The sequence below is a fragment of the Gelidibacter pelagius genome (genome assembly GCF_017581925.1).
In the GTDB taxonomy this organism is placed as follows: domain Bacteria; phylum Bacteroidota; class Bacteroidia; order Flavobacteriales; family Flavobacteriaceae; genus Gelidibacter; species Gelidibacter pelagius.
This window is the reverse complement of record NZ_JAGEVG010000013.1, coordinates 145,402-161,432: the sequence shown is the minus strand read 5'-3', so window position 1 is coordinate 161,432 and position 16,031 is coordinate 145,402. Positions and strand designations below refer to the sequence as shown.

General features: G+C 37.1%; 14 protein-coding genes. 2 read left to right on the top strand and 12 right to left on the bottom strand.

The annotated features are described in order from the left end of the window. Nucleotides 1-1,119 precede the first annotated feature (1,119 nt). The 3 genes from J4051_RS12330 to J4051_RS19055 form a co-directional block, all read right to left on the bottom strand. Nucleotides 1,120-1,296 carry a histone H1 gene (locus J4051_RS12330; RefSeq protein WP_208234177.1) on the bottom strand — a complete coding sequence of 59 codons (177 nt, stop codon included), beginning with the start codon at nucleotides 1,294-1,296 and terminating at the stop codon, nucleotides 1,120-1,122. A 78-nt stretch (nucleotides 1,297-1,374) separates the two neighbouring features. Next, entirely contained in the window at nucleotides 1,375-1,647 is a 273-nt protein-coding gene (locus J4051_RS19060) for a 3'-5' exonuclease (protein WP_236027412.1), read from the bottom strand. Continuing rightward, nucleotides 1,583-2,023, bottom strand: coding sequence for a UvrD-helicase domain-containing protein (locus J4051_RS19055; protein WP_317192717.1), 441 nt, complete (start codon nucleotides 2,021-2,023; stop codon nucleotides 1,583-1,585). The genes J4051_RS19060 and J4051_RS19055 overlap by 65 nt, the downstream gene beginning before the upstream one ends. Before the next feature lie 294 nt (nucleotides 2,024-2,317). Here J4051_RS19055 and J4051_RS12320 point away from each other — a divergent pair, with 294 nt between their 5' ends. Continuing rightward, on the top strand, nucleotides 2,318-2,803 hold the full coding sequence (locus tag J4051_RS12320) for a YciE/YciF ferroxidase family protein (protein ID WP_208234176.1): 486 nt from the start codon (nucleotides 2,318-2,320) through the stop codon (nucleotides 2,801-2,803). A gap of 118 nt (nucleotides 2,804-2,921) precedes the next feature. Here J4051_RS12320 and J4051_RS12315 read toward each other — a convergent pair whose 3' ends face one another. The 5 genes from J4051_RS12315 to J4051_RS12295 form a co-directional block, all read right to left on the bottom strand. After that, a complete protein-coding gene (locus J4051_RS12315; RefSeq protein WP_208234175.1) occupies nucleotides 2,922-3,092 on the bottom strand; it encodes a hypothetical protein in 171 nt (56 codons plus the stop codon). A 101-nt stretch (nucleotides 3,093-3,193) separates the two neighbouring features. Next, complete coding sequence (locus tag J4051_RS19260; RefSeq protein WP_208234183.1) at nucleotides 3,194-3,406, bottom strand: DUF1989 domain-containing protein; 213 nt, start codon at nucleotides 3,404-3,406, stop codon at nucleotides 3,194-3,196. Further along, the gene (locus tag J4051_RS12305) at nucleotides 3,403-3,864 is read right to left on the bottom strand and encodes a hypothetical protein (RefSeq protein WP_208234174.1); all 462 of its coding nucleotides are present in this window, start codon (nucleotides 3,862-3,864) and stop codon (nucleotides 3,403-3,405) included. The genes J4051_RS19260 and J4051_RS12305 overlap by 4 nt, the downstream gene beginning before the upstream one ends. 130 nt (nucleotides 3,865-3,994) lie before the next feature. Further along, the gene (locus tag J4051_RS12300; RefSeq protein WP_208234173.1) at nucleotides 3,995-4,567 is read right to left on the bottom strand and encodes a DUF421 domain-containing protein; all 573 of its coding nucleotides are present in this window, start codon (nucleotides 4,565-4,567) and stop codon (nucleotides 3,995-3,997) included. A 150-nt stretch (nucleotides 4,568-4,717) separates the two neighbouring features. Further along, a complete protein-coding gene (locus J4051_RS12295) occupies nucleotides 4,718-6,856 on the bottom strand; it encodes a catalase (RefSeq protein WP_208234172.1) in 2,139 nt (712 codons plus the stop codon). 367 nt (nucleotides 6,857-7,223) lie between these two features. Between J4051_RS12295 and J4051_RS12290 the strand changes: the two genes are divergently transcribed. Further along, on the top strand, nucleotides 7,224-9,536 hold the full coding sequence (locus J4051_RS12290) for a glycosyltransferase (RefSeq protein ID WP_208234171.1): 2,313 nt from the start codon (nucleotides 7,224-7,226) through the stop codon (nucleotides 9,534-9,536). On the opposite strand, the gene J4051_RS12285 is transcribed toward J4051_RS12290, so the two are convergent. The 4 genes from J4051_RS12285 to ku all read right to left on the bottom strand — a co-directional run bounded on the left by J4051_RS12285 (nucleotide 9,503) and on the right by ku (nucleotide 15,883). Further along, nucleotides 9,503-11,023 (bottom strand): glycoside hydrolase family 130 protein, encoded by a 1,521-nt coding sequence (locus J4051_RS12285; RefSeq protein ID WP_208234170.1) that lies wholly within the window; start codon nucleotides 11,021-11,023, stop codon nucleotides 9,503-9,505. The genes J4051_RS12290 and J4051_RS12285 overlap by 34 nt on opposite strands. Nucleotides 11,024-11,230: 207 nt before the next feature. After that, entirely contained in the window at nucleotides 11,231-12,163 is a 933-nt protein-coding gene (locus J4051_RS12280; RefSeq protein ID WP_208234169.1) for a helix-turn-helix domain-containing protein, read from the bottom strand. A gap of 515 nt (nucleotides 12,164-12,678) precedes the next feature. Next, a complete protein-coding gene (ligD, locus tag J4051_RS12275; protein WP_208234168.1) occupies nucleotides 12,679-15,108 on the bottom strand; it encodes a DNA ligase D in 2,430 nt (809 codons plus the stop codon). Nucleotide 15,109: 1 nt separating this feature from the next. Then, the gene (ku, locus tag J4051_RS12270; protein WP_208234167.1) at nucleotides 15,110-15,883 is read right to left on the bottom strand and encodes a non-homologous end joining protein Ku; all 774 of its coding nucleotides are present in this window, start codon (nucleotides 15,881-15,883) and stop codon (nucleotides 15,110-15,112) included. Nucleotides 15,884-16,031: the final 148 nt, after the last annotated feature.

Below are 16,031 nucleotides of genomic sequence, written 5' to 3'. Positions count from 1 at the left end.
ATTAATTTATGTAAAGATAAATACTCTTCTGACAATCAGTATTTTAAAATATAATTAGTGCTCTTTTTTAAAAATTAGGTTGACGCTCATGCGCTAAAAAGCGGGATTAGTTCAACTGACAATTTTTAATTCATTGCTGCGCAACTTTTAAAAATTGAGTTTCACTAATTTAAGCAAGGTACTAAAGTTGAAATTTATTAGTAGTCAATTATAAATAAACCTATACATTATATGTCTTATTACAATTACAAAAAACGCAGCTTCTGGGTTAGTCAAAAGTTTGTTCACCATTTCTAAGAGTTTTCAAAACTAAATCTTTTTCTCGGTCTAGTATACCAATTGAACATTCAAATGCCGCATAAAATCAGCCTTTCTCTATCAAACGTTTAAAACGCTATTGTTTTTTTACTGGAGTTTCCTTCTGATTTTTTTATTTTAATTTTATAAAATATTGAATCTGATTAGTACTATATAGTTAAATAGAGTTTAGATGGCGGAGTTCTGTTGAATTAATAGTGTTCCATAAAGGAATAAATTTCCTAATATCCACAATAGGTATGGAATTAGGTGCGTAAATTATAAGATGGGATTTACTCACCGAATCACCTCATTTTAATCAACAAATAACAAATCTCTTATTGACTTAGGAAAACATATTAAGTTGAGCTTAATGATGAATAGCATTAAAACCTCATTAAATTATTACAATCTTATGGTAAAGACATTTTATAACATGGTAACCTATTTGACTATTGGACATTGATATCCTTAGAGATCCATTTACTGTATTGACGTCATTATTGGTATCCGTTTATTAATATTTAGGTAAGTTGAGATCAAGTGAAAAATTATTTGAATGAAAACATCATTCTTTATTATTAATTATATTGGATCAACTCCCAAATGCTAAAAAAAAGATAAACACATTTGGTGAAGAAACAGAAATAAAACGATGGCATTCGAATACGAATCAAAATAGAATAAGATTGACTTCTAAAAACAAAACGTTATTATATATACAACAAGAAAACCCCTCCAGATTTGAAGGGGTTTTTGATTCTAATAAGAAGCATTAAATTCTAACCGTTTTGAGTAGAATTGATACAGTGTTCTTAATGATTATTTCTTTGATTCCGCAATAGAAACCTTACGAAATTCTTTCAATAATTTCTCCAAGGCCAATGACGATTTTCTTGCTCTTGTTCCCGCTGATTTATTTCCGCTTTCTAACTGCAATTTAGCATCACTTTCAAATGATTCATAAGTGCTTTGCATGTTCTCAATAAGTTCTTTCATAAGATTTGTGTTTTTATTTATTTAAAAATGCGAAAATATGGTTATTCAGCCTAATTACCCTACGAATGTTTAAAAATGTTACGGATTAAGCTGTCCTATTTCATCATAGTAATTGTTGGCGACCCGAAGCGCCGAAATTACATCCTTAATATGTGCAGCCTCCATAAATTTTCTTCCGTCGTAGGTGACATTTGATATTTTCTTTTGAATGAATACAGCCTGCAATGGTTTTGTATAATAGGTCGATTTGGAGAGAATGAGATGATCTGCAAACTGTTTATTGTTTTCAGTGAAATTCTCCAAAATATGTTCGGAAATAAGATTGGCCTCTTCCCATTGACTTTGAAACATTTATTAATTTTGGAACTCTTCCCGCACCTCTGGATGCTACTAAATGTTTTTTATAATCTAAAGGAGAGTCCTCAATGAGCCAATTGGAAATATCCGAAATTTCTTGAGTCGACCGGTAATTGTTATCCAAGATCAGGATCTCAGAATCGGGCACTCGCTCTTTAAGTAAATGCACATTCTTGAAATCTGCTCCTCTAACTGAATAAATCGATTGGGCATCATCACCCACACAATAAAAATGGGCAATCTCTAAAAAAGCTTCCAGTAAAAACCATTGGAGGGGATTTGTATCCTGGAATTCATCAATCAACAAATGTTCTATTTGTTTGCCTAATATATCCCTGGCTTCTTTGTCATTTCGCAATCTATTTGCCACTACCAATAAAAAGTCGTCGTAATCGATATAACGTCCTTCTCCTTTTTTGGCTTCTTTTCTTTATAATTCTTTTACATGGCTAGCGCTTTTGTTTCGCCTATATGACTTAATTGATGTTTTTTATAATGTTCATGATGTCGACAACGGTCATTTTTGTCCAAAATTCATTCAAAATTTGTTGATTGATTTTTTTAAGACAACCAAATTAGCTTTTGAAATACATTCTAAAACATCAAGGTTATATTTTTATTAGATCACATTCACATATCATTAATAACTATAAAATTTAAAAAAATGAAAACATTAGAAGATTTATTTGAGCACCAATTAAAGGATTTGTACAGTGCCGAAAACCAACTCATCAAAGCCCTGCCAAAGATGGTCAAGAGTGCAACCGATGACAAATTGAAAAAAGCTTTTGAAGACCATTTGGAAGAAACCAAAAAACACAAGAAACGTCTGGAAGAGGTCTGTGACAAATTGGGGATTGACCCCGAAGGTGAAACGTGTAAAGCCATGGAAGGACTGATTAAGGAAGCTGAAAGTTTTATCAAAGAGAAGAAAGATGATGATGTCAATAATGCCGGTTTAATTGCTGAAGCACAACGCGTAGAACACTACGAGATTTCAGGTTATGGAACCGCCATAAGATATGCCAAGGAATTGGGACATAAGAAGATTGCCTCCACATTAAAGGAAACTTTGGATGAGGAATATGGCGCAGATGATAAATTGAATAAAATGGCCGAACAACGCCTTAACAAAAAAGCGATCGATTAAAAAATCATAGCTTCATAATGAAAAAATCCCGAAATTATTCGGGATTTTAATTTAAATGTATGTAAAAATCAACAATTGTCTAGTACGCTAAGCTGTGGCATTTAAGCATTGTACTCAGTTATTTTTTCTCTTTTCGCTCTTTCTCAGCTTTAGCACGATCAGAAAGATTACGCGACTTCCCACCAGGATTTCCACCGTATTGGTTTCTATGTTCTGGTTTTAAAGGTCCTTTTTTTAACTCTTTGTCCTTTTCTGGATCAAATTCCTTGTCATTTTTTTTGTTGCTCATAGTGTCTGTTTTTAAAGATTAATATTGATCTCCACGCCTAACATTTATGCATTAATAAGTCCAGTTTCGTCAATAATGATATAATGAATGGGTTTAAAAATTCAGCCAATGCTATCCTTGGCAGAACATGATGTAAGACCAACGACTAAATCCGTTATGGTCCGAAAATGAATTAAACCACCCGCTTTTGATGTTTGGATTACAACTTTTAATTCGCCTGATTTATCAAATTGCACATTCATAACTATACTGAAGGCTGTAGGGAGGTTCTCAATTCCGATGCCATAAGTTAGTAAGTTGCGATGTAGTTTTATTTAGTAGGATTGTTCTTAAACCAATCGCGATACATTGAAAACTGCGCTTCATCAAGTACAGCCTTTAATACCGAGTTGTGTTCTTCAATCTTTTCTTTTTCATCGCCGTTATGATTGGGGTTGTTTTTTTCCCATCTGTCCATTACTGTACGGTAATCTCTTTCGTAACGTCGTCTCTGTTCGTCGGTCATTCCCAAATCTTTATACATTTTTTGGGTTCTACTATCGGAATAATCCGAATGATCCTTGCTTTCAGTCGTTGAGCCTTTAGAAGTTGATGATATTTTCTGATTTTCAGAATTCGCTGACCCAGAGATTTTTGAATCGTTATTTCTCGACGTACTCAATGATTTATCTGAATTAGAACTCGGAGCAGTTTTTCCTTTCAACCCAAAAGTCACATATGCAACTGCTCCGGTAAGTCCGGCAAATGCTAATAATTTTGCTAATTTATTCATGACATGAAGTTTTAAAATTAATACTCAAGTTAATTATGAAAATTAAAATAGGTTAACCTAAAAAATATAAGTTTTTGTCCAAATCACAGAAAGTCCGTTAAAATTTTGAGAATAGCGTTTATGAGTAAATCTAATTACTAACTTTAAGATCGTCAAGGTCTTCTGGTAAAATTGACTGTTCAAATATTGGATTGTCATATTTAAAAACGCTCAAGATCCCCGATTGCTCATAATAAGCATGTTCAACTTCAGAAAGATATCTGATTCCTTCCTGTCTTAACAGCATCAAAACTTCATTTTTATCAATTTCATCGATCTCGAAATTACCTTCCAATAATTTTCCTTTTTCAACTAATTTTAAAACTCTTGGGTGTGTAACTTTCCTAATACCCCGAAATTCAATTCCCATAAACACATACAATTTTTGAAATCCCGCAATTAAAGTAATTACTGCAAGCGCAACGGCTAAGGGTACCGATGGATAAAGCATTGCATCTCCAACCGAGCTTCCCATAGCAATAATCAATAAAATGTCTGCACTCCCTATATTACCAATCGCCCGCTTACCAATCCAGCGAATCATTAAAATGGTATAGCTCATGATAATTATAACTCTAATCAAGATTTCCAAATACATCATAAGACCAAAGTCTCCGATAAGCATTTTTAAAAATTCAAACGTATAGTCATTACCATCGATCATAACTTTTTAGCATTAAATTTTTACGTTGCAAATATATCCCACTTAACAAGTCTTCAATTATTCATTTGAAGATCCCACTGTCATACTAGAATTAATCAACCTTCTAAACTCATTGCCCTTTGCGATTAAGTATTGGATTCATGACTTATATCAACACGGTAGGTTCTTTGCAATCTCCATTCTGTTCCAATTGCGATGTTGCGCTATGGCAATGACAAAATCTGAAGGTTTTGAATTGATTAATACAGCATTATCATTCTTATGTTTGGAAACAAATGTGTCATCTATAAAGTGTTCACCTTCATCATCTGCCGCAATTGCTTTACAATGTTTAAATGCTTCGTTTACAAATTTTATAAATTTGGCTTCATTTTTTAAAGCGTCAATTGACTTTTTCCCTCCCGGGATATATATGGCGTCATACAAAACACTTTCCGTAGTCATGATTGCGGCATCCACTTTATGTTCCATTTGATCGTCACACTTGATTTTTCCACCATGAGGTGCAACTAATTTTAGTACTGCTCCTGCTTTCTCCAAGGTCTGTTTCATTTTTTTATAATTTTTCATCGAAAACCCATCTGCAACCAATACGGCTATCTGACGCGTGGCAATACTGTCAAATTTTGTATTTGCCTGACTGAGCGCGGGTGATTTGTCCAAATAAATTTTCTTCTTTGGTGGCTGATGTTTCGAAACATCCGCATCGGCACCGATAGATTGATTAACAGGTCCATCAACGGAATTTGGCACTTTTAGTCCCAAACCTTTGGCTACTTCTTGTGAAAGATCAGTATCAATCTGCGCGATCATATATAACATCCTTTCCTGAATATGTTGGTGCATACATTTTCCCAATTCAAAAATATAAGCGTCCGTTACATGTTTCTGCTCCCAATCTGCGAGACTTCGATAAAATAGAGCTGGTTGAGAAAAATGATCAGAAAAACTTTCGCTTCTGGTTCTAATTTTTCGTGCATCGATCCGCTCTTCGTATGAAGTAAACGCACCCTCAGCCATTTTCGACAGATGCGGACAGCCACCGCTTAAACTATTTGGGAAGTATGCAGTTTGACCTTTAGGAATATCCATTTGCATATGTCCATCTCGTTGATTGTTATGAGTGGGCATAATTGGTCGGTTGATAGGGATTTGATGAAAATTTGGTGATCCCAGTCGCGATAACTGCGTATCTCGATACGAAAATAAACGTCCTTGCAACAATGGATCATTTGTGAAGTCAATCCCTGGTATGATATGTCCGGGCAAAAAAGCGACTTGCTCGGTTTCAGCAAAGAAATTTTCAGGATTTTTGTTGAGCGTCATTTTCCCTATAATTCTAACCGGTACCATTTCTTCGGGAATTAATTTGGTAGGATCCAATAGATCAAAATCGAATTTGTGTTCATCTTTTTGAGCAACAACCTGAATTCCAAATTCCCATTCTGGAAATTGCCCCGCTTCAATAGCGTCCCACAAATCCCTTCTATGAAAATCAGAATCTGCACCACTTATTTTTACCGCTTCATCCCAAGTCACCGAATGGACTCCCAATTTAGGTTTCCAATGGAATTTCACAAAGTGTGATTCACCTTTCTCATTGATCAATCGAAAGGTATGAATGCCAAAACCTTCCATCATCCGGAAACTACGAGGTATGGCACGATCACTCATGGCCCAGATCTGATTGTGTAAAGTCTCAGTGGCGTGCGAAACAAAATCGTAAAAAGTATCATGTGCAGAAGCAGCCTGAGGAATCTCTTTATTGGGTTCTGGTTTTACCGCATGAACAAGATCAGGAAATTTCATGGCATCCTGAATAAAAAAGATAGGCATATTGTTACCTACCAAATCCCATGTACCTTCTTCAGTATAAAATTTAACTGCAAATCCGCGAACATCCCTTGCCAAATCTGATGACCCCTTAGAACCAGCGACGGTAGAAAATCTCACAAAAACTGGTGTTTTTCTTGAAGTATCGGTAAAAAGTCCAGCTTTGCTAAATTCCGCTATACTTTCATACAATTCAAAATACCCGTGTGCCCCACTTCCTCTGGCGTGCACAATGCGCTCTGGAATTCTTTCGTGGTCAAAATGGGTTATTTTTTCCCTTAATAAAAAATCCTCAAGTAAGGTCGAACCACGTTCCCCAGATTTTAGCGAGTTGTTTGTATCATTGATTCTTAGACCTTGGTTGGTGGTCATTGTCGTATCCTTGGTGTTAACAACGAATTTTTTCAAATCGTCGGTTTTTTTTGAACCAGAGTCAGTTATCTTCTTTTTGCTCATATCATCACATTAATTATGAGCCATAAATTTCATCTTATTTCTACTCAAACCTTAGCGCAAAACATCTTTTTTATAACCTATATAATTGGAATAGCGATTATCGTATTATATTAGAGAGTTGGTAGTTTCTTGAATGATAAATTATTTGCTATTGGTCGAAACCGACCGTTTAACCAACTCATTATCAGATATTATTGAGAAGACAACCTGCTTCCATTAACTTAATTCCAAAATGATGTAACCCAAAAGCCCTAATCAACACGTTTCGGTTATTTAGGTTAATCTTTCGATTGATAAAGCACGCGACGGATCGAAGATAAAACTAACTTCAATACTATATTATTAATCCACAACCTCGATCATTATCATGAAAGCGTCAAGCCTCAAAGAATCCAATACCTCCAATAGCTCTAAAAGATTTCATTTTTTTAAAAAGCAGAACGAAAAGAATATAAATTCGGGCAATCCCCAATTAAATGCATCAATTTTAATGCTCACCACGTTTCCTCCTCGCGAATGTGGGATTGCGACCTATTCAAAAGATTTGATGGAAAGTGTCAATAAGGCTTTTGGAAATTCATGTGCCATCAAAATATGTGCACTTCATGATACTAAGCATCCGCTCGAGCAGTCAGACTCATTTGACTATAGTTTAGACACCGATTCCACTGAGAGTTATAATCGACTCCACTCCAAAATCAATAGGGATGAAAGCATTAAACTTGTCATGATCCAACATGAATTTGGACTATTCAACGGTTATTCTGATATGTTTATTGACTTTTTGAAATCCCTAAAAAAAACCATCATTGTCGCGTTCCATACCGTCATTCCCAATCCAGATTCTAAGTTAATAAACTATGTGAGGGAAATTGCATCTTGCGCCCAATGTTTGACGGTAATGACCAATTCATCCCAATCGCTTTTAGTGAATGCTTATGGCATCCATCCTTCCAAAATAAAGGTCATTACGCACGGGACTCATTTAATTGAACATAAGAACCGTGAAGAATTAAAATCAAAATACGGACTAGACCAAAAAACAGTGATATCAACTTTTGGGCTTTTAGGCCCAGGTAAAAGCATTGAAACCACGCTCGATGCGCTCCCTGAATTAATTAAGGTGTTTCCAGACCTTATGTTTTTGGTCTTGGGGAAATCCCATCCAACTTTAGTCAAAAACGAAGGCGAATCCTATCGGGAATTTTTGGTCCAAAAAACCAAAGCGCTCAAAATTGAAGCACATGTCAGCTTCGTCAATGAATTTCTGCCCTTAGATAAGTTATTGGACTATCTTCAACTTACCGATATTTATCTGTTCACCTCCAAAGATCCCAATCAAGCGGTGAGTGGCACATTTGCCTACGCCATGAGTTGTGGTTGTCCTATAATTTCAACACCCATCCCCCACGCCAAGGAATTTCTGTCTGAAAATAAAGGCTTGATGTTTGATTTTGGAGATAGCCAAAAATTAACCGCACATTTGCGAACGCTTTTAAAGGATAAACACTATCGGGAGAACCTGGGGCTTAACGGACTGCACGCTTCCTCGGCCACCTCTTGGGAAAATTCTGCGTTGGCTCACGGCCATCTGTTTCAAAAATTTGCCCATCCCACTCAACTGGTCTATCAAAAACCAGAAATTAAACTTGACCATCTCCAAAAGATGACCTCCGAAGTGGGGTTGATCCAGTTTGCAAAATTAAATCAGCCTGATATCACTTCTGGATATACTTTGGATGATAATGCAAGAGCTCTCATTGTTATTTGTGAGTATTATAAGCGCACCCAAAACATCAGCCTCATGCCATTGCTGAAAAAATATTTTAGTTTTATTTTAAATTGTCAACGCAATAATGGCCGATTTTTTAATTATGTTGATGACCACCAGAACTTCACCCCACAGAACGACAAGGTTAATCTTGAAGATTCCAATGGCCGTGCCATTTGGGCCCTTGGCCACCTGCTGGAAATAGAACATCTTTTTCCTGCCAAATATACTTACCTGTTCAATCGGGCCAAAGAATGTTTCGGCGACTTTATTCCAAATGCGGTCCATTACAATTCCCCTCGTGCCATGGCTTTTATCATTAAAGGAATTGTGCTCTCTGGGCTGGCACAAACCGATTCAAGATATATGGACACCCTCAAAAAATCGGCATCGAAACTCTCCAAGATGTACCTGCACGAATCAGGTCCTAACTGGAAGTGGTTCGAACCGTATTTGACCTACGGAAACAGTGTTTTGCCCGAAGCCATGCTGGAGGCTCATAAATTGACCAAAATTGAAAACTATAAGGTAATTGCCTTTGAATCCTTCAACTTTTTGCTCCAACATTTATTTGATCATGATAAGTTTACGGTAATTTCCAACCAGACGTGGTTTTTAAGAGGCGATTCAATTAAGGAATGTTCGCTTGGCGGACAACAGCCCATCGATGTTGCCTACACCATTTTGGCCCTGAAGAATTTTCATGACATGTTCTCCAATGAAGGGTATGAGAAAAAGATGGAACTTGCGTTCAGTTGGTTTATGGGCAATAACCATTTGAAACAAATCATCTATAATCCGTGCACGACGGGATGTTTTGACGGACTGGAGCTTAAAAATGTCAATTTGAACCAAGGTGCAGAATCTACCGTCAGCTATTTATTGGCACGATTGGCTTTTGAAGAATGATCTTGTGTTTCGGCATCATTATCCAGCGAAGTTTTGAGTTTATCCATTAAGGATTTTAAATTGACTGTAGCGTATGACGATGAATAATCAGACACTGCATAAGGAATAATAAGATCCTCATTATGGATAATTCCGCCGCAGGAATAGACCACATTGGGCACATACCCTTCGCGTTCTTCCTTACTGGGCGATATCAAAGGTTCCTTCAATCTGCCAATGACGCGGGTCGGATCTTCCAAATCCAGTAGCGATGCACCAATACAATACCGACGCATAGGCCCAACGCCATGGGTCAGGATCAGCCAACCTTCATCGGTGTAAATTGGAGAACCACAATTGCCTATTTGGGTAAGGTCCCATGCAAATTTGGGTTCTTGAATTTTTATCGGGTCGTTCCACAAGGTGATTCGGTCTGAAAACACAACATAATTATTGTAGCCATCAATTCGGGCCAGCATAGCATATTTTCCTTTGATTTTTCGGGGAAACAAGGCAAAGTTTTTATTTTGTGCGGCATTCCCATGAAGCGGCATGATCCTAAAATCTATAAAATTGCTGGTACTCAACAATTTAGGAATAATAGTATGGCCATTGTAGGCCGTATAGGTGGCATAAATAGTATCGCTACCCTCATCATCGGTAAATCGAACAAATCTTGCGTCTTCAATTCCTCGGCTCTCAGCCGGCGAATTTGGAAAAATCACACGTTCTGTAATATCGCTGAGTTCATTGAATTTTAAATCGTAATACGAATCCACCAGCCAGGTCATCTCATGAAGTGCCAATTTTTTAGCCGATTCAAGGTTATTGCCGTCCAATAGTTTTTTTACTGCTTCCTTAAGGGCATAATATTCAAAATGATCTGGAAGCGGATCCATGATTTCGGAAATATAATTTTGGGGAATGTTAATTTCCTGCATTTTCTCAACAAAGCGTTCTTTATTATAAGACATCTTATTCCCCACTTCTGGAAGATCTATGTGATTTCTGACCTTAGAAATATGCAAATTATTTTTTTGATCCAAAATTCCTTTTCTAAAAACAATGGATGACAAATGACCTTCCCCAGTAGCCCTAAAAGAGATGATGACACGTTTTTCTCCTTTTTTGAGAAATGACTGATCCAGATCTTCAATCATGGAGGGATTGAAAAGTGCAGCAGATTCAATGGAATATTCCAGGGTACTGTAAGCGCCAATAAGCATTTTTTGATTTTCCGTCAATTGCTCATAATCGATGGCGATCTGATTGATCAAATCTTTATAATTGGAGCAGTGCCGTTTAAAAATTTTCTTCAGATTGCGATGCCGTCCCTTGAATTCATGTAGGGTATTTTGCAATTCTTCAGCAACTTTATCCTCAGAAAATTCTAAGATTTTTAAAATTAGCTGTTTGGTTCGTATATCACCATTATTAAAAAAACGCGTCACCACTCGGCTTGCATCTGGTGTGAATTTCAAATCCTTTCTATGTGTTTTTATTCCCATGAGAACAAGTTACTAAAAATTAGAACTGAACGAAATAGTTGGGTATTCAACTTTTAAGAAACTTATCAACCCTTTGTTACCCTTGATTGAAGCCTATTTTCATAGATGTTTTTCTACAAGCACCAGGCTTTTTAAAAAATAACCAAAAAAGTCTTAAAATAAGTTGACTGATATCATTCAACTAATGAGGCTCGCATCTGAGAACACTCAAACCATTAGAAGACTCTGCTTTCGTTTTTGTTGATAAAACTTTGGAGAACATTTGAAGCGTTTCTTAAAAATGCGACAGAAGTAACTTCTACTGGTCAGGCCAACAGAATATACAATTTCCGTGACATTCATATTGGTGTTTTTCAACAAATCCAGAGCTTTCTCCAACCTTTGATTCCTGATAAATTTGGTAACCGTACAGTCATGCATTTCTTTAAAACCCGATTGAAGTTTCGATACCGAAAGACCTGTACGTTGACATAGCGCTTTAATACTGTATTCGATTTCTGGGTTTTTGATGATGGCTTCAGAAACAAGTTTCAATTGCTGGATTTCAAAAGGTTGCAAGAATGCTAATTTATTTGAAGTATTTAGAAGTTCCTTCATCTTAAGACCAATCAAAATATGGCAATAACCTTGTGCAATAAACTTATTATCGCAGCTCGTTTTATCAAGGTATTTGAGTTTTCTGGCCATTTCGCAGAGTTCCAAATTGGGCATGCCTATCAACTGTGACATATTCATACCCACATTATCATTTTTAAGATCATTAAAAAAAGATAGTTGTTCAAGATTTAGATAATCGGGTTGAATTTTTAGGATCAAAAAATCATAACTGCTCTGAGGCGTACATTGGATGGATAGTCTTTCTAAATCGTGGTTTAACAGCATGACACTGGAAAAGGAGGCGATGTTAAGGTCTATGGTATTGCGATTTAAAACCAAGTCTGTTTTAGGCGACAGGTTAATGCCGATAGAGATCACGGGGCTTTTCGATTTTAGATGCATGCTAAAGTGATCTTTAGCTTTAAAATCGAAACTGTAAAACGTTAGGGCATCCGTAAAGTGGTATCTCTGGATGGAGCCATTGAAATAGCGCTCGTTTTTGGTGCCGCCTTCCCGAATTTCAAAACGAAGTAAATCATTCATAATGAAAACATTTAATGTTTATTAATCCTAGTCAGGAATGCAAATTTGCATTTTTTTAGAGCATAGGCTTAGCGTTATTCCCATTAAATATATCCTTATTCCAATTTCAATAGATCATCAGTTCCTGGTATAGTCAAATTTAAAACAGACCAAATAGTGCTAACAAAATTCGAGGCAATACCTCTATATGTTTATGCCCCGAATCTGAGAAGCATTATTTAATTCCAATTGCAACCGCGTCAAATGAGAAACTCCTGCGCAACATGAAATTGGCAGGAGTTTAACTTAAGAAAAAATACGTCTATTTTTTCTTTGGTGCTGGAGATTTACCTGAGGAAGGAGCTTTTTTAGGTGCGTTTTTTTTATCATCCTTCTTAGGTGCTTCTTTTTTCTGATTTTTGTCTTGAGTAGCCATTTTTATTTTGTTTTTTTAAATTAATTATACCTTAAAGATAAATGGAACCCGTTGATAAAAAGAGTTCTAAAAAACTAATAAATGACCCAAAAAAAACAGTTTATGAATCCATAAGACGGTCCATTGCTTTTTCCATCTGGATACCTTCACCTAAAACCCCTTTAAATGGATCCTTCTTATTGCCAATTCTCGTCGGAACGGTTTTTATGGTGAAATCGGCTAGGTTCAATCCAGATTTTACCTCTGACCAATCCAAGGGCATCGACACCGTAGCATTTTTTTGAGGTCTCACACTATAAACTGATGCAATGGTCTGCCCCTTCCGGTTTTGCAGATAATCCAAATAAATTTTCGGACCGCGCTTTTTAAGTGAGCGCTCCAAGGTGGTCAAGTCAGGCAGTTGCTCGTTGATATAGATACATACCAACTTTGTGAAATCCCTGGCTTCTTCATACGAATATAAACCACCCATCGGGATATAAATGTGCATGCCCGACGCTCCCGAAGTTTTGCAATAGCCTTTGATGTTGGCTCGATCCAATACAGATTTGGCAGCCAAGGCAGTTTCAATGACTTGCTCGAAAGTATTTTTTTCTGAAGGATCCAAATCGATAATGGCATAATCGGGACGGTCCAATTGATATATTGTGGAATGCCAGGGATGCAGTTCAATACATCCCAAGTTATTCATATAAAGTAAGCTGGCTTGATTCTGACACAAAAGATAATTTATTTCCTTTTCGGAGGATTTTGAGGCAATCGTTGCAGTTTCAATCCAAGAAGGCAGGTTCTCATGGTCTTTTTGATAGAACGATTCGCCTAAAATCCCACTGGGATGGCGATGCAAACTCTCAGGCCGGTCTTTTAAATACGGGAGGATATGATCGGACATTTTGATATAATAATCCAACAGATCATATTTTGTCAACATGGCCTCAGGCCAATATATTTTGTCTGGATTGGTGATCTGAACTTTAATCCCATCTACTTCCAGGGTAAATTCAGAATTGGATCCTGTCTTTTGTTTTTCAGGGTTCGATTTAAGATGTTCAAGACCATCAAAAACAATTGATTTATCTTCTCGAAGACGTAAAAAGACAGGATGGCGCATGATATTGGAAGGCGTCCATTCCGAAAAGCGTACATCGCACACCAACTTGGGAACCATCCAAACGGGTTCACGTCCTTTGAGATGCTCGTTAATATCAAAAACGGGAGTATCGGTTTTTAAAACTTGAAATTTGTGGTAAAGCGCATCAATTTGCTTATCCGAAAATCCCGTGCCACAGGTGCCAACATAGATCAATTGACCATCTTCAACCATTCCCAAAATCAGGGAAGCAAACTTGCGTGACTTCGTTTTGGACAAGGTGTAGCCACAGATAAGCGTTTCAGTATCTTCATTTTTTTTGAATTTGAGCCAATTGGAAGATCTTAGATTGGGGTCGTAGGTGGACTTACTTTTTTTGGCTATAACTCCTTCCATCCCCATGGCCAGCGCTTGTTCATAAACCGTAATTCCCATCCCCTCTACGTGGTCGCAGTATTGCATATGATGTGCATCAGGAAGCAAATTTTTTAATAATTCCTTCCGATCCAACAACGGCAATCCTATGGTGTCGTGCCCATTGAGGTGCAAGAGATCAAATACATAGTACACCAAGTTGCCTTTGGTCACATCAGATTTATAATTCTGCAAGGCATTAAATTGTGGCAAACCTTGTGCATCCAAAACCACAATCTCCCCATCCAAAATGGCTGAATGTTCAATGGTTTTTAATTCATCATGGATCAACCCAAATTTTTCATTCAACGAAATACCATTCCGTGAGTACAATTCGACTTGACCTGAATCGATATTTGCCAAAGCGCGATACCCATCATACTTCAATTCATAAATCCAGTTCTTGTCATTGAAAATCTTGGTCCCGGGTGACGCCAACATGGGCTTGACAAATGATTTCAAACTAAGTGACTGTAGCTTGGCATCTGGAGAAGTAGAAAAGGATTCCAAAACAAAATCTTCGGCGTTATAATCAAGATCTGTGGCAAATTCATCATTATGTTTTATTAAGAGCCATTGGTCTTTTTTATTCATGGATGAAGAGCGCACCAAAGTGAAAATGCCTTGGATTTTCTTACCGTGGAAAACTATTTTCAATTTGCCGGACCCATAATCCGAAGCTAATTTATTTTTGGGATAAAGATTTTCATAATGGCCTTCGTCCCAAATGCTCATCTTGCCAGCACCGTAATTTCCTTTAGGAATGACACCTTCAAAATTAAGATAGGCCACGGGATGATCTTCTGTATGGACCGCCAGGCGTTTGTCCTTGGGATTCATGGACGGTCCTTTGGGAACTGCCCAACTTTTTAAAACGCCCTGCATTTCCAATCGCAAATCATAATGCAAATGGCTGGCCCGATGCCGCTGGATGACAAAACGGAATTGATTATCCGTGTCCATAAGGTCCTTGGGCTCTGGAGTATCCTGAAATCGGCGTTTTTTTCTATACTCTTCAAGACTCATCTCAGGAAGCTTTCTTTTTTCGTTGCTCTAAACTGGCTTTCAATTTGGCCATCAAATCTTTGGCGGCGGTCGGTTCAGTTTTGGTTTTTTCAACTTTCACTTTTTTACCAGAAGCCTTGGATTCAATAATTTTCAGCAATTGTTTGTTATAGATGTCCTTGTACTTGGTAAAATCAAATGTTTCGGTATAGTTTTCAATCAGAGTCTCGGCCATCTTGATTTCCTTTTCTGAGGTTTTGGTTTTTGGTATCTTAACCTCCTTAGGATCCCTAATTTCTTCCGCAAACCGGATGACATGCAACACGATTACATCCTTATAGACACCAATAAGCGATAGGTTTTCCTTTTGACGCATCACAAAAGTGGCAACTCCCAATTTACCGGTTTTCTTCAAGGCATCCCGTAAGAGGTTGTAGGCTTTTCCACCTTCTTTTTGAGGTTCGAGGTAGTAGGGATTTTTAAAGAGCATGTCTGCAACTTCAGATTCATCCACAAATTCCTCAATATCAATCGTTTTACTTTTCTTGACGTTCGCATTTTCAAAATCCTCTTTTTCAAGTATGATATATGTATCATCTTTTTTAAAACCCTTGACAATATTCTTCCACTCTACTTCTTCGCCTGTATCTTCATTGACCCGTTTATATCTGATCCTCGCATGGTCATGCTTATCCAACATGTCCAAATCTAAAGTGCGGCTTTCTGAAGCCGAATACATTTTGATGGGAATCGATACGAGTCCGAAGCTAATGGTGCCATTCCAAACTGATTTCATATTAGATCTTATTTAGATCGAAAAATTAATCAATGAATTAGAAACCGACGCGTTCAAATAGAGAAATATGTAACGCTATTGCCAAGTGCACTATTTTTTTAAATCAGAAGTGAATGCTATCACTTTTGTAAGACTTTGATAACCTTTA

Bases quoted from the DNA above. Each gene is read 5' to 3' on its own strand.
- J4051_RS12330 (WP_208234177.1), bottom strand. From the start codon at position 1,296: ATGAAAGAACTTATTGAGAACATGCAAAGCACTTATGAATCATTTGAA.
- J4051_RS19060 (WP_236027412.1), bottom strand. From the start codon at position 1,647: ATGTTTCAAAGTCAATGGGAAGAGGCCAATCTTATTTCCGAACATATT.
- J4051_RS12320 (WP_208234176.1), top strand. From the start codon at position 2,318: ATGAAAACATTAGAAGATTTATTTGAGCACCAATTAAAGGATTTGTAC.
- J4051_RS12315 (WP_208234175.1), bottom strand. From the start codon at position 3,092: ATGAGCAACAAAAAAAATGACAAGGAATTTGATCCAGAAAAGGACAAA.
- J4051_RS12305 (WP_208234174.1), bottom strand. From the start codon at position 3,864: ATGAATAAATTAGCAAAATTATTAGCATTTGCCGGACTTACCGGAGCA.
- J4051_RS12300 (WP_208234173.1), bottom strand. From the start codon at position 4,567: ATGATCGATGGTAATGACTATACGTTTGAATTTTTAAAAATGCTTATC.
- J4051_RS12295 (WP_208234172.1), bottom strand. From the start codon at position 6,856: ATGAGCAAAAAGAAGATAACTGACTCTGGTTCAAAAAAAACCGACGAT.
- J4051_RS12290 (WP_208234171.1), top strand. From the start codon at position 7,224: ATGAAAGCGTCAAGCCTCAAAGAATCCAATACCTCCAATAGCTCTAAA.
- J4051_RS12285 (WP_208234170.1), bottom strand. From the start codon at position 11,023: ATGGGAATAAAAACACATAGAAAGGATTTGAAATTCACACCAGATGCA.
- J4051_RS12280 (WP_208234169.1), bottom strand. From the start codon at position 12,163: ATGAATGATTTACTTCGTTTTGAAATTCGGGAAGGCGGCACCAAAAAC.
- ligD (WP_208234168.1), bottom strand. From the start codon at position 15,108: ATGAGTCTTGAAGAGTATAGAAAAAAACGCCGATTTCAGGATACTCCA.
- ku (WP_208234167.1), bottom strand. From the start codon at position 15,883: ATGAAATCAGTTTGGAATGGCACCATTAGCTTCGGACTCGTATCGATT.